We start from the raw sequence: 13,912 nt of genomic DNA, 5'->3' as shown, positions 1-13,912 counted from the left end.
CCCTGTGAGAGTAGGACGTCGCCAAGCAAGAACCTAAGTCATTTTGACTTAGGTTTTTTTGTGTTTATTTCTATTTACCGAATGTTATAATCCATAAATTTAATAAAGCTAAAGACGAAAAAAGAATGAAATAGAGACTGTTTAAAATAATAGCAATAACTTTTAGTGTTCCTGATTTTCCTAATGCCACTAAAGTAATACTTAAAATAGGACACATTATTTCTATCATAAGTATATATTTTAAATAATGAGATGCTATAAATAAGTATTTAATAATTACAGAAATTACTGCAATAGAGAAAAATAAATAGGATGATAGCATAGTTCTTTCTTTAACAGTTATCCTCCTTAGAAATTAAATCGTTATAATAATACAAGAGTATATATATTTTGATTTAAAACATACTGAAGTGCCATTTAAACGATTATACGTAAAATAGATGTCTAGAAATATATATTCTAATTCCCTTTTCTTCTTGCATATAGTTGCAATTCTTCTTTTGAATATAACTAAAACACGAACGTTATTGACTACTAATAAAAAAACATTCGATTATTTATTGACATTGTTTATGAAATATTGTTAATATAGCCATAGAAACAATAATATAAGACCTCATATAATCGCGGGGATATGGCCTGCAAGTCTCTACCTAACGACCGTTATTCGTTAGACTATGAGGGAAAGTCACTCGGTATTTTTCTATTCACAAGGGATACGTATGCCTGAGTAGAGCGCTTTCTCTCATAGTAAAAGAGAAACTGTTCTATTTCAGGCTTTTTTTATTTGAATCGGGGGGATTCTAATATGAAATCACTAGTTGGAGTCATAATGGGAAGCACGTCAGACTGGGAAACAATGAAATATGCTTGTGACATTTTAGATGAATTAAATATACCGTATGAGAAAAAAGTTGTATCCGCTCATCGGACTCCGGATTATATGTTTGAATATGCAGAGACGGCTCGTGAACGTGGATTGAAAGTTATTATTGCTGGAGCTGGTGGAGCAGCACATTTACCAGGAATGGTTGCAGCGAAGACAAATCTTCCTGTAATTGGAGTTCCAGTTCAATCAAAAGCATTAAACGGCTTAGATTCATTATTATCCATCGTCCAAATGCCAGGAGGTGTTCCAGTTGCAACTGTTGCAATTGGTAAAGCTGGTTCAACGAATGCTGGATTACTTGCCGCACAAATACTTGGATCATTCCATGATGATATACATGATGCATTAGAATTGAGACGAGAAGCGATTGAAAAAGATGTGCGTGAAGGTAGTGAGCTAGTATGACGAGAATCATTTTACCTGGAAAAACAATCGGTATTATTGGAGGCGGCCAGCTAGGAAGAATGATGGCATTGGCAGCTAAGGAAATGGGATATAAAATTGCTGTTTTAGATCCTACAAAGCATTCACCATGTGCACAAGTTGCTGATATTGAAATTGTTGCACCATATGATGATTTAAAAGCAATTCAGCATTTAGCAGAGATAAGTGATGTTGTCACATATGAATTTGAGAATATTGATTATAGATGTTTACAATGGCTTGAAAAACATGCGTACTTACCACAAGGTAGTCAGTTGTTAAATACAACGCAAAATCGTTTTACAGAAAAGAATGCGATTGAGAAGGCTGGGTTACCAGTAGCAACGTATAGATTAGTTCAAAATCAAGATCAGCTTACAGAAGCAATTGCTGAGTTATCATTCCCTTCCGTCTTAAAAACGACGACAGGTGGATATGATGGGAAAGGACAAGTTGTTTTAAGAAGTGAAGCTGATGTTGAGACAGCAAGAAATCTTGTGGATAAAGCAGAATGTATTTTAGAGAAATGGGTGCCTTTTGAAAAAGAAGTATCAGTTATTGTGATTCGTAGTGTAAGTGGTGAAACAAAAGTGTTTCCAGTAGCAGAAAATATTCATGTAAATAACATTTTACATGAATCTATCGTTCCAGCTCGCATTACAGAAGAGCTTTCTCAAAAAGCAATTGCTTATGCAAAGGTACTTGCGGATGAATTAGAACTTGTGGGAACACTAGCTGTAGAGATGTTTGCTACAGATAATGGTGAGATTTATATTAATGAATTAGCGCCAAGACCTCACAATTCAGGACACTATACACAGGATGCATGTGAGACGAGTCAATTTGGTCAACATATTCGAGCAATCTGTAATTTACCTCTAGGAGAAACAAATTTGTTAAAACCAGTTGTCATGGTAAACATTTTAGGCGAACATATAGAAGGGGTCCTAAGACAAGTGAATAGATTAACCGGGTGCTATTTACACTTGTATGGAAAAGAAGAAGCAAAAGCACAGCGAAAAATGGGGCATGTTAATATTTTAAATGATAATATTGAAGTCGCTCTAGAAAAAGCGAAGAGTTTGCATATTTGGGACCATCAAGAACAACTGTTGGAGGGAAAAAGATGATTAGTCGTTATACACGCCCAGAAATGGGTGCAATTTGGACGGAAGAGAACAAATTTAAAGCATGGTTAGAAGTTGAGATTTTAGCTTGTGAAGCATGGGCTGAGCTTGGCGATATTCCAAAAGAAGATGTTAAGAAAATTCGTGAGCATGCATCATTTGATATTGATCGTATTTATGAAATTGAAAAAGAAACACGTCATGACGTAGTTGCATTCACTCGTGCTGTATCAGAAACGCCAGCATTAGGTGAGGAACGTAAATGGGTTCATTACGGTTTAACATCTACAGACGTAGTAGATACAGCATTATCTTACATCTTAAAACAAGCGAATGAAATTATATTAAAAGACTTAGAGAACTTTGTAAGCATTTTAGCTAACAAAGCGAAAGAGCATAAATACACAATCATGATGGGAAGAACACATGGTGTTCATGCAGAACCAACAACATTTGGTTTAAAACTTGGTCTTTGGTATGAAGAAATGAAACGTAACGTAGAGCGTTTCAAACAAGCTGCTGATACAGTTCGTGTTGGTAAACTATCTGGTGCGGTTGGTACATATGCAAATATCGATCCATTCGTAGAAAAATATGTTTGTGAAAACTTAGGATTAGAAGCAGCACCAATTTCAACACAAACATTGCAACGTGATCGTCACGCACACTACATGTCAACACTTGCACTAATTGCAACATCTATCGAAAAGATGGCAGTTGAGATTCGTGGTTTACAAAAGAGTGAAACACGTGAAGTTGAAGAAGCTTTCGCAAAAGGTCAAAAAGGTTCTTCTGCAATGCCACATAAACGTAATCCAATTGGTTCTGAAAATATGACTGGTTTAGCTCGTGTTATCCGCGGTTATATGATGACAGCTTACGAAAATGTTCCATTATGGCATGAGCGTGACATTTCTCACTCTTCGGCAGAACGTGTAATTTTACCAGATGCTACAATCGCATTAAATTACATGTTAAATCGCTTTGGTAATATCGTTAAAAACTTAACTGTATACCCAGAGAATATGAAACGCAATATGACAAGAACATACGGCTTAATTTATTCTCAGCGCGTAATGCTTACACTAATCGACAAAGGTATGGTACGTGAAGAAGCTTATGATATCGTACAGCCTAAAGCGATGGAAGCTTGGGAAACACAAGTACAATTTAAAGAGCTTGTAGAAGCTGATGAGCGTATTACAAGCAAGTTAACACAAGAAGAAATTAATGAATGCTTCAACTATGAGCATCATATGCAACACGTTGATACAATCTTTGAACGCCTTGGATTAAACGAAGCGTAAAATTTCATATGGCACAGAATAGAGTCATTCTGTGCCATTCTTTATAAAAACATTATTCACATTTTTCAAACTACAGGGGGCTTGCGAAATGCAAAAGCTAGAATTGCTGTATGAAGGTAAGGCAAAAAGAATTTATCGTACAGAATCAGCAGATATGGTTTGGGTAGAGTACAAAGATAGTGCGACTGCTTTCAATGGGGAGAAAAAAGAGACGATTACAGGAAAAGGTCGTTTGAACAATGAAATTACAACTTTATTGTTCAGAAAGTTACAAGAAGTGGGAATTAAAACACATTTTGTTGAGAAGTTATCTGAAACAGAACAACTTGTTAAAAAAGTGAGTATTATTCCTTTAGAAGTTGTCACAAGAAATGTAATTGCAGGAAGTCTTTCAAAACGATTAGGAATGGAAGAGGGAACTGTACTTGCAGAACCAATCGTAGAATTTTACTTCAAAGATGATGATTTAGGAGATCCGCTTGTAACGGAAGATCATATTCGTGTATTAAACGTTGCATCACCAGAGCAAGTAAGTGTATTACGAGATATGGCTCTACAAATCAATCAAGTGTTGATTGATCATTTCGCAAGCTGTCGTGTAAGATTAGTAGATTTCAAATTAGAGTTTGGTGTAACGGAAGAAGGAGAAATCATTTTAGCGGATGAAATTTCACCGGATACTTGCCGTTTATGGGATGAAACGAGCAATGAAAAGTTTGATAAAGACGTATTCCGTCGCGATATTGGAAATTTAACAGATGCTTATGAAGAGATTTTAAAACGTTTAGGGGGAATTTCACATGTATAAAGTTAAGGTATATGTAACATTAAGAGAAAGCGTATTAGATCCACAAGGAACAGCAGTAAAAGGAGCACTTCATAGTCTTTCATTCACAGAAGTACAAGATGTTCGAATCGGAAAGTACATGGAACTAACAATTGATAAATCTGTATCTGATTTAGATAGCAAGGTAAAGGAAATGTGTGAAAAACTATTAGCGAACGTTGTAATGGAAGACTTCCGTTATGAAGTTGAGGAGGTTGTCGCACAGTGAAATTTGCCGTAATAGTATTTCCGGGTTCGAACTGTGATGTCGATATGTTCCATGCAATTAAAGATGAGCTTGGCGAAGAAGTAGATTACGTTTGGCACGATACAGAGAATCTAGATGAATATGATGCAATTCTACTACCAGGTGGATTTTCTTATGGTGACTACTTACGCTGCGGTGCTATCTCTCGCTTTGCTAATGCAATGAAAGCAGTGCAAAAAGCTGCTGAGCAAGGAAAGCCGATTTTAGGTGTATGTAATGGATTCCAGATTCTTGTTGAATCAGGATTACTACCAGGAGCGTTAATGAGAAACGAAAACTTAAAATTTATGTGTCGCACTGTTCAGTTGCGTGTTGAAAATAATGAAACGATGTTTACATCACAATATGGAAAAGATGAAGTAATTAATATTCCAATCGCGCATGGTGAGGGGAATTACTATTGTGATGAAGCGACGCTTAAACAATTAGAAGAGAACAATCAAATCGCATTCCGTTACGTAGAAAACCCTAACGGTAGCGTTTCAGATATTGCTGGTATTGTAAATGAAAAAGGAAATGTACTTGGTATGATGCCACATCCAGAGCGTGCTGTAGATGAATTACTTGGCGGTGCTGAAGGGTTAAAAGTCTTTCAATCTATCTTAAAACAGTGGAGGGAAACATATGTCGTTAATGCTTGAACCAAATCCAACACAAATTAAAGAAGAGCGTATATATGCGGAAATGGGGCTAACAGACGAAGAGTTTGCCATGGTTGAAAAGATTTTAGGTCGTCTGCCAAATTATACAGAAACAGGGTTATTCTCTGTAATGTGGTCTGAACATTGTAGTTATAAAAATTCGAAACCAGTTCTTCGTAAGTTTCCAACTACAGGTGAGCGCGTTCTGCAAGGACCTGGAGAAGGTGCTGGAATTGTAGATATCGGTGATAATCAAGCAGTTGTATTTAAAATGGAAAGTCATAACCATCCTTCAGCTATTGAACCATATCAAGGAGCTGCAACAGGTGTTGGTGGTATTATTCGTGACGTATTCTCTATGGGAGCACGCCCGGTAGCTCTATTAAACTCACTTCGTTTCGGTGAATTACAGTCACCACGTGTGAAATATTTATTCGAAGAAGTAGTAGCAGGAATTGCAGGATACGGTAACTGCATCGGTATTCCGACTGTTGGCGGCGAAGTACAATTTGATCCATGTTATGAAGGAAATCCACTTGTAAATGCAATGTGCGTAGGTTTGATTAACCACGAAGACATTAAAAAAGGGCAAGCGCACGGTGCTGGTAACACAGTAATGTACGTAGGAGCATCAACTGGTCGTGACGGTATTCACGGTGCAACATTCGCGTCGGAAGAACTATCTGAAAGCTCAGAAGCGAAACGTCCAGCGGTTCAAGTAGGGGATCCATTTATGGAAAAACTTCTTATTGAAGCGTGTTTAGAATTAATTCAATCCGATGCACTTGTTGGAATTCAAGATATGGGTGCGGCTGGTTTAACATCATCATCTGCAGAAATGGCAAGTAAAGCAGGAATGGGTATTGAAATGTACTTAGATGATGTACCACAGCGTGAAACAGGAATGACACCATATGAAATGATGCTATCTGAATCACAAGAGCGTATGTTAATTGTTGTGAAAAAAGGTAGAGAACAAGAAATAGTAGATTTATTTGAGAAGTATGGTCTTGCAGCGGTTACGATGGGGAAAGTAACGGAAGATAAAATGCTTCGTTTATTCCATAAAGGTGAAAAGGTAGCTGAAGTTCCAGCAGATGCTTTAGCAGAAGAAGCACCAATTTATCATAAGCCATCAAAAGAAGCAGCATACTTTGCTGAATTCCAAGCAATGAAAATGGAAACGCCAAAAGTAGAAAATTATAAAGAAACGTTATTCGCTTTATTACAGCAACCAACAATTGCAAGTAAAGAGTGGGTATACGATCAATACGATTACCAAGTTCGCACAAGCACAGTTGTTACGCCAGGTTCAGATGCTGCAGTTGTACGTGTACGCGGTACAGAAAAAGGATTAGCAATGACGACAGATTGTAACTCTCGCTACATTTATCTAGACCCAGAGATGGGCGGTAAAATTGCAGTAGCAGAGGCAGCGCGTAATATCGTATGTTCTGGAGGAGAGCCACTTGCAATTACAGATTGCTTAAACTTCGGTAACCCAGAAAAACCAGAAATCTTCTGGCAGATTGAGAAATCAGTAGACGGTATGAGTGAAGCTTGTCGCACATTACAAACACCAGTTATCGGCGGAAACGTATCGATGTATAACGAGCGTAGTGGTGAAGCTGTATATCCAACACCAACTGTTGGGATGGTCGGACTTGTGCATGACTTAAAACATGTAACAACACAAGAGTTTAAGCAAGCTGGTGATTTAGTGTATGTAATTGGTGAGACGCAAGCTGAGTTTGGCGGAAGTGAATTACAGAAAATGATTCACGGCAAAATTTTCGGTCAATCACCAAGTATCGATTTAGATGTAGAATTAAAACGCCAAAAACAAGTATTAGAAGCAATTCAAGCTGGTCTTGTTCAATCTGCACATGATGTTGCTGAAGGTGGTTTAGCAGTTGCGATTTCAGAAAGTGCAATTGGTGCTAAAGGCTTAGGTGCTACTGTGAAATTAGATGGAGAAGCAACAGCAGCATTATTCGCTGAATCACAGTCTCGCTTCGTGATAACTGTAAAACGTGAAAATAAAGAGGCGTTTGAGAAAGTGGTAGAAGCAATCCAAGTTGGAGAAGTAACAAGTACAAATGAAGTAACAATTCATAATGAAGAAAATGAAGTATTACTTACAGCAAATGTAGATGAAATGAGAAAGGCTTGGAAAGGGGCAATCCCATGCTTGCTGAAATAAAGGGGTTAAACGAAGAATGTGGCGTTTTCGGAATTTGGGGGCATGAAAATGCAGCACAAGTTTCATACTACGGATTGCACAGTTTACAGCACCGTGGGCAAGAAGGCGCAGGCATTGTCGTAAATAATGGGGAAAAAATCGTCGGTCACAAGGGGTTAGGTTTAATATCAGAAGTGTTTTCAAGAGGTGAGCTAGAAGGATTAAATGGAAAATCAGCAATCGGACATGTACGATATGCAACAGCTGGTGGAAGTGAAGTTGCTAACGTTCAACCATTGTTGTTCCGTTTTTCCGATCATAGTATGGCGTTAGCTCATAACGGAAATTTAATTAACGCAAAAATGCTTCGTCGTGAATTAGAAGCAGAGGGCAGTATTTTTCAAACTAGTTCAGATACAGAAGTACTTTTACATCTTATTAAACGTAGCACGAAAGATTCTTTAATTGAAAGTGTAAAAGAGGCTTTAAATAAAGTGAAAGGTGCGTTTGCGTATCTTTTACTAACTGGAAATGAAATGATCGTTGCATTAGATCCGAATGGGTTCCGTCCGCTTTCAATTGGAAAGATGGGGGATGCTTACGTTGTAGCATCTGAAACATGTGCTTTTGATGTAGTAGGTGCAACATACATTCGTGATGTAGAACCGGGTGAATTACTTATCATTAATGATGAAGGAATTCACGTAGATCGTTTCACAAACGATGTAGAACATGCAATTTGTAGTATGGAATATATTTACTTTGCACGACCAGATTCTAATATTGCAGGCGTTAATGTTCATGCAGCACGTAAGAATATGGGGAAACGTTTAGCGGCAGAAGCTCCTATTGAAGCAGATGTTGTTACTGGTGTACCAGACTCTAGTATTTCAGCTGCGATTGGCTATGCGGAGGCGACAGGTATTCCATATGAGTTAGGATTAATTAAAAATCGTTACGTTGGACGTACGTTTATTCAACCTTCTCAAGAACTGCGCGAGCAAGGGGTTAAGATGAAGCTTTCCGCAGTAAGAGGTGTAGTTGAAGGGAAACGAGTTGTTATGATTGATGACTCTATCGTAAGAGGAACGACAAGTAAACGAATTGTTCGTATGCTTCGTGAGGCTGGAGCGACAGAAGTTCACGTAAGAATTGCTTCACCACCTCTGAAATATCCATGTTTCTATGGCATTGATATTCAAACGAGAAAAGAATTAATTGCAGCAAATCATACAGTAGAAGAAATCCGTGAAATGATCGGAGCAGATTCTTTAACATTTTTAAGCGAAGATGGATTAGTAGATGCAATTGGACGTCCATATGAAGGGAAATATGGCGGCCTATGCATGGCTTACTTTAATGGGGACTATCCAACAGCTCTTTATGATTATGAGCAAGAGCTTTTAGAAAGCATGAAATAAGAAAAGTGAGAAAAGCTTCTACTTCTTTTGATGTAGAAGCTAGATCCTTTCTTAAAATAGCCCGCCCTGGATGGGGAGAAATTAAAAGACGAGGTGTAAATAACGATGGCGAATGCATATAAGCAAGCAGGAGTAGATATTGAAGCTGGATATGAAGCGGTATCTCGCATGAAAAAACACGTACAAACAACTATGAGAAAAGAAGTACTAGGCGGTTTAGGCGGTTTTGGAGGTATGTTTGATCTATCAAAATTTGCATTAGAAGAACCTGTATTAGTATCTGGAACAGATGGCGTGGGAACGAAATTGATGCTCGCTTTTATGGCAGATAAACATGACACAATTGGTATTGATGCAGTAGCAATGTGTGTAAATGATATTGTTGTCCAAGGAGCAGAGCCGCTTTTCTTCCTTGATTATATTGCTTGTGGTAAAGCTGAACCTAGTAAAATTGAAAACATCGTCAAAGGTATATCAGAGGGCTGTCGCCAAGCTGGTTGTGCATTAATCGGTGGAGAAACAGCTGAAATGCCAGGAATGTATTCTACGGAAGAATATGATTTAGCTGGTTTTACAGTTGGGATTGTTGATAAAAAGAAAATTGTAACAGGTGAAAAGATTGAAGCTGGTCACGTGCTAATTGGCTTAGCATCTAGCGGTATTCATAGCAATGGTTACTCTTTAGTACGAAAAGTGTTATTAGAAGATGGGGAACTATCTTTACAGCGTATTTATGGCCGCTTAGAACTACCTCTTGGTGAAGAATTATTAAAACCAACGAAAATTTATGTCAAACCTATTTTAGAACTATTGAAGAAACATGAAGTATACGGTATGGCGCATATTACAGGTGGTGGATTTATTGAAAATATTCCACGCATGTTGCCAGAAGGAATCGGTGCTGAGATTGAACTAGGATCTTGGGAAATTCAGCCGATCTTTAGTTTGCTTCAAGAAGTTGGAAAACTGGAAGAGAAAGAAATGTTCAATATTTTTAACATGGGTATTGGTATGGTAGTAGCAGTGAAGGAAGAAGATGCAAAAGATGTTGTTCGTCTTCTTGAAGAGCAAGGAGAAATGGCTCGTATTATTGGACGTACTATACAAGGAGCTGGCGTTACTTTTAATGGGGGCACAGCACTATGAGTAGATTAGCAGTTTTTGCTTCTGGAAGTGGATCTAACTTTCAATCTCTCGTTAATGCGGTAGAAGAAAAAAGATTGGGTGCAGAAATTAGTTTATTAGTATGTGATAAACCAGAAGCACGAGCTGTTGGACGGGCAAATTATCATCATATTCCGTGTTTTGCTTTTTCAGCGAAAGCATATGAGTCAAAAGAAGCGTTTGAAAAAGAGATATTAAAGAAGCTAGAAGAATATGAAATTGATTATGTTATTTTAGCTGGATATATGCGTTTAATCGGGCCGACGTTACTAGAAGCATACGGCGGGAAGATTATTAATATTCATCCATCATTACTACCGAGCTTTCCGGGTAAAGATGCTGTCGGTCAAGCGTTAGAAGCAGGTGTGAAAGTAACTGGAGTAACAATTCATTATGTAGATGCAGGTATGGATACAGGGCCAATTATTGCACAAGAAGCAGTGGTTGTTTCTGAAGGGGATACGAGAGAAAGCTTACAAAAGAAAATTCAACAAGTTGAACATAAATTATACGTAAATACAGTGAATCAAATTGTTCAGTCTGTGAAAGAATCAACTGTTAACTAACATACAACCAGGGGTGAAGGATAAATGAAAAAGCGTGCATTAGTAAGTGTTTCAGATAAAACAGGAGTAGTAGAATTTGTTAAAGGGTTACTAGAACAAGGGATTGAAGTTATTTCAACAGGTGGTACGAAAAAGTTACTAGAAGAAAATGGCTTACAAGTAATCGGCATTTCTGAAGTAACTGGTTTCCCTGAAATTATGGATGGCCGTGTGAAAACATTACATCCAAATATTCATGGTGGTCTATTAGCAGTTCGTGATAATGAAACACATGTAACACAAATGAATGAGTTAGGTATAGAGCCAATTGACTTTGTTGTTGTTAACTTATACCCATTTAAAGAAACAATCGCTAAGCCTGATGTAACATTTGCTGATGCAATTGAAAATATTGATATCGGTGGCCCGACAATGATTCGCTCTGCTGCGAAAAATCATAAATTTGTATCGGTAATTGTAGATCCAGTAGATTACGATGTTGTATTAGCAGAACTGAAAGAAGACGGTGAAGTAAAAGAAGAAACGAAACGTAAATTAGCAGCGAAAGTATTCCGTCATACAGCGGCATATGATGCGTTAATCTCTAACTACTTAACAGAGCAAATGGGTGAAGAAAGTCCAGAAACATTAACTGTGACATTTGAGAAAAAGCAAGACTTACGTTATGGCGAGAACCCACATCAAAAAGCAACTTTCTATAAAGCGCCATTTGCAGCAACTTCTTCTGTTGCATACGCAGAACAATTACACGGTAAGGAATTATCGTATAACAATATTAATGATGCAGACGCAGCGCTTAGCATCGTAAAAGAATTTACAGAACCAGCAGTAGTAGCAGTAAAACATATGAATCCATGTGGTGTTGGAGTAGGAACTAATATTCACGAAGCATATACTCGTGCTTATGAAGCAGATCCAGTATCAATCTTCGGCGGTATTATCGCAGCAAATCGTGAAATTGATAAAGCTACAGCAGAAAAGTTACATGAAATTTTCTTAGAAATTGTTATCGCACCTTCGTTCTCACAAGAAGCTTTAGAGGTGTTGCAAAGTAAGAAGAACTTACGTTTATTAACTATAAATATTGAAAAAGCGACAAGTGCAAGCAAAAAACTAACTTCTATACAAGGTGGACTTCTCGTTCAAGAGGAAGATACGTTATCATTAGATGAAAGTACAATTTCAATTCCAACGAAACGTGAACCTTCAGAGCAAGAATGGAAAGATTTAAAACTAGCTTGGAAAGTTGTAAAACATGTGAAATCAAACGCAATTGTTTTAGCGAAAGATGATATGACAATTGGTGTTGGTGCGGGACAGATGAACCGTGTAGGTTCTGCAAAAATCGCAATTACACAAGCTGGTGAAAAAGCACAAGGTAGCGCACTTGCATCTGATGCTTTCTTCCCAATGCCAGATACATTAGAAGAAGCAGCAAAAGCAGGAATTACAGCAATCATTCAACCGGGCGGATCAATCCGTGATGAAGATTCTATTAAAGTGGCAGATACTTATGGGATTGCTATGGTGTTCACTGGCGTACGTCATTTCAAACACTAATAGAGGATGTTAAAAAAGTCCGGTTAAGATAATCTTCGCATGTCGTCGTTGCATCGCCAGTGCGGTACTCATGTAGGAAAGCTACACTCCGTGTCCTCCTGGCAAATGCGCCTCGACCTGCTCGGTTCTCTTAATCCTCCTTTTTAAACCTTTCTTGATATGGATGTTTAAAAAGTCCGGTCGAGATAACCTTTTATTGATATGAAAAAGCAAACTAGGAGCATAGCTTCTAGTTTGTACTTATTTAATTATTGGGGGATGAAATATGAATGTTTTAGTAATTGGCCGCGGTGGGCGTGAGCATGCTTTAGCTTGGAAGTTTGCACAATCTGAAAAAGTAGAAAAGGTATATGTAGCACCAGGTAATGAAGGTATGAGAGATGTTGCAACACCAGTTGATATTGATGAAAATGATTTTGATGCATTAGTTTTATTTGCAAAAGAGAATAATGTTGAGTTAACTTTCGTTGGACCAGAAATTCCGCTTATGAATGGAATTGTTGATCGTTTTAAAGAAGAGGGACTTCGCGTATTTGGTCCGAATAAAGCGGCTGCTGTTATTGAAGGTAGTAAAGCTTTTACAAAAGAGCTTATGAAAAAGTATGATATTCCAACTGCGGCGTACGAAACTTTTACAGATTATGAAGAAGCAGTACAGTACATTCAAAAAGTTGGTGCACCAATCGTTATTAAAGCTGACGGCCTAGCTGCTGGTAAAGGTGTAACGGTAGCGATGACGCTTGAAGAGGCATTACAAGCTGTGAAAGAAATGCTGCAAGATGTGAAATTCGGCGCGGCAAGTAAGAAGGTTGTTATTGAAGAGTTTTTAGATGGACAAGAATTTTCATTAATGGCATTCGTGAATGGAACAACTGTACATCCAATGGTAATCGCCCAAGATCATAAAAGAGCTTTTGATGGTGATAAAGGTCCAAATACGGGTGGAATGGGTGCATATTCTCCAGTACCACAAATTCCAGAATCAGCAGTTCAAGAAGCGATTCAAACCGTATTGCATCCAACTGCTAAGGCGATGATTGAAGAAAACCGTTCGTTTACAGGTATTTTATACGCAGGTCTTATTTTAACAAATGATGGTCCGAAGGTAATTGAATTTAATGCACGCTTCGGTGATCCTGAAACAGAAGTTGTATTACCTCGATTAGAAAACGATTTAGTTGATGTATGTAACGCTGTATTAGATGAAAGTGAACTAACGTTACAATGGTCAGAAGAAGCGGTAATCGGTGTTGTACTTGCTTCTAAAGGATATCCAGAAGCATATAAAAAAGGTGATATTATTAGCGGACTAGATGCACTGCAAGATGTGATTGTTTTCCATGCAGGTACAGCAATGAAACATGGGGACTTTGTAACGAACGGTGGCCGTGTATTATTTGTTGCTTGTAAGGCAAATAGTTTACAAGAAGCAAAAGATAAAGTATATAAAGAAATCGGTAAAATTGAGAGTGATGGTCTATTTTATCGAAGTGATATAGGATATCGTGCAATTGGGCATGAGATGACGAAAAGTTAAT

At 37.8% G+C, this 13,912-nt stretch carries 13 protein-coding genes and 1 riboswitch; of the genes, 12 read left to right on the top strand and 1 reads right to left on the bottom strand.

What is annotated here, in order from left to right:
* Positions 1-70: 70 nt before the first annotated feature.
* Positions 71-322, bottom strand: coding sequence for a hypothetical protein (locus HMPREF2590_RS31010; RefSeq protein WP_000953258.1), 252 nt, complete (start codon positions 320-322; stop codon positions 71-73).
* Between the two features lie 274 nt (positions 323-596).
* Positions 597-698, top strand: a riboswitch (purine riboswitch).
* 110 nt (positions 699-808) lie between these two features.
* On the opposite strand from HMPREF2590_RS31010, the gene purE reads away from it, so the two are divergent.
* The 12 genes from purE (at position 809) to purD (ending at position 13,911) form a co-directional block, all read left to right on the top strand.
* Complete coding sequence (purE, locus tag HMPREF2590_RS28320) at positions 809-1,294, top strand: 5-(carboxyamino)imidazole ribonucleotide mutase (RefSeq protein WP_000839367.1); 486 nt, start codon at positions 809-811, stop codon at positions 1,292-1,294.
* A complete protein-coding gene (gene purK, locus HMPREF2590_RS28315; protein ID WP_000196770.1) occupies positions 1,291-2,442 on the top strand; it encodes a 5-(carboxyamino)imidazole ribonucleotide synthase in 1,152 nt (383 codons plus the stop codon). Before purE ends, purK begins: the two co-directional genes overlap by 4 nt.
* Complete coding sequence (gene purB, locus HMPREF2590_RS28310; RefSeq protein ID WP_000625682.1) at positions 2,439-3,746, top strand: adenylosuccinate lyase; 1,308 nt, start codon at positions 2,439-2,441, stop codon at positions 3,744-3,746. Before purK ends, purB begins: the two co-directional genes overlap by 4 nt.
* Before the next feature lie 88 nt (positions 3,747-3,834).
* Positions 3,835-4,554, top strand: a complete 720-nt coding sequence (purC, locus tag HMPREF2590_RS28305; RefSeq protein WP_070861631.1) for a phosphoribosylaminoimidazolesuccinocarboxamide synthase — start codon at positions 3,835-3,837, stop codon at positions 4,552-4,554.
* Entirely contained in the window at positions 4,547-4,801 is a 255-nt protein-coding gene (gene purS / locus HMPREF2590_RS28300; RefSeq protein WP_000278823.1) for a phosphoribosylformylglycinamidine synthase subunit PurS, read from the top strand. The genes purC and purS overlap by 8 nt, the downstream gene beginning before the upstream one ends.
* Positions 4,798-5,481: a phosphoribosylformylglycinamidine synthase subunit PurQ gene (gene purQ / locus HMPREF2590_RS28295; RefSeq protein WP_000666787.1), complete on the top strand. Its 684-nt coding sequence runs from the start codon at positions 4,798-4,800 to the stop codon at positions 5,479-5,481. Before purS ends, purQ begins: the two co-directional genes overlap by 4 nt.
* Positions 5,465-7,684, top strand: a complete 2,220-nt coding sequence (purL, locus tag HMPREF2590_RS28290) for a phosphoribosylformylglycinamidine synthase II (protein WP_000055565.1) — start codon at positions 5,465-5,467, stop codon at positions 7,682-7,684. Before purQ ends, purL begins: the two co-directional genes overlap by 17 nt.
* The gene (gene purF, locus HMPREF2590_RS28285; protein ID WP_000879025.1) at positions 7,669-9,084 is read left to right on the top strand and encodes an amidophosphoribosyltransferase; all 1,416 of its coding nucleotides are present in this window, start codon (positions 7,669-7,671) and stop codon (positions 9,082-9,084) included. Before purL ends, purF begins: the two co-directional genes overlap by 16 nt.
* Positions 9,085-9,189: 105 nt before the next feature.
* Entirely contained in the window at positions 9,190-10,230 is a 1,041-nt protein-coding gene (gene purM, locus HMPREF2590_RS28280; RefSeq protein ID WP_070861630.1) for a phosphoribosylformylglycinamidine cyclo-ligase, read from the top strand.
* Complete coding sequence (gene purN / locus HMPREF2590_RS28275) at positions 10,227-10,814, top strand: phosphoribosylglycinamide formyltransferase (RefSeq protein ID WP_000088596.1); 588 nt, start codon at positions 10,227-10,229, stop codon at positions 10,812-10,814. The genes purM and purN overlap by 4 nt, the downstream gene beginning before the upstream one ends.
* Positions 10,815-10,838: 24 nt before the next feature.
* On the top strand, positions 10,839-12,374 hold the full coding sequence (gene purH / locus HMPREF2590_RS28270) for a bifunctional phosphoribosylaminoimidazolecarboxamide formyltransferase/IMP cyclohydrolase (RefSeq protein WP_000745436.1): 1,536 nt from the start codon (positions 10,839-10,841) through the stop codon (positions 12,372-12,374).
* A 265-nt stretch (positions 12,375-12,639) separates the two neighbouring features.
* Positions 12,640-13,911 carry a phosphoribosylamine--glycine ligase gene (purD, locus tag HMPREF2590_RS28265; RefSeq protein ID WP_001101977.1) on the top strand — a complete coding sequence of 424 codons (1,272 nt, stop codon included), beginning with the start codon at positions 12,640-12,642 and terminating at the stop codon, positions 13,909-13,911.
* Position 13,912 lies beyond the last annotated feature (1 nt).

This window comes from Bacillus sp. HMSC036E02, assembly GCF_001836235.1.
GTDB lineage: Bacteria > Bacillota > Bacilli > Bacillales > Bacillaceae_G > Bacillus_A > Bacillus_A cereus.
Note: the sequence above shows the minus strand (reverse complement) of the source record. Positions and strands in the feature narration are given on the sequence as shown.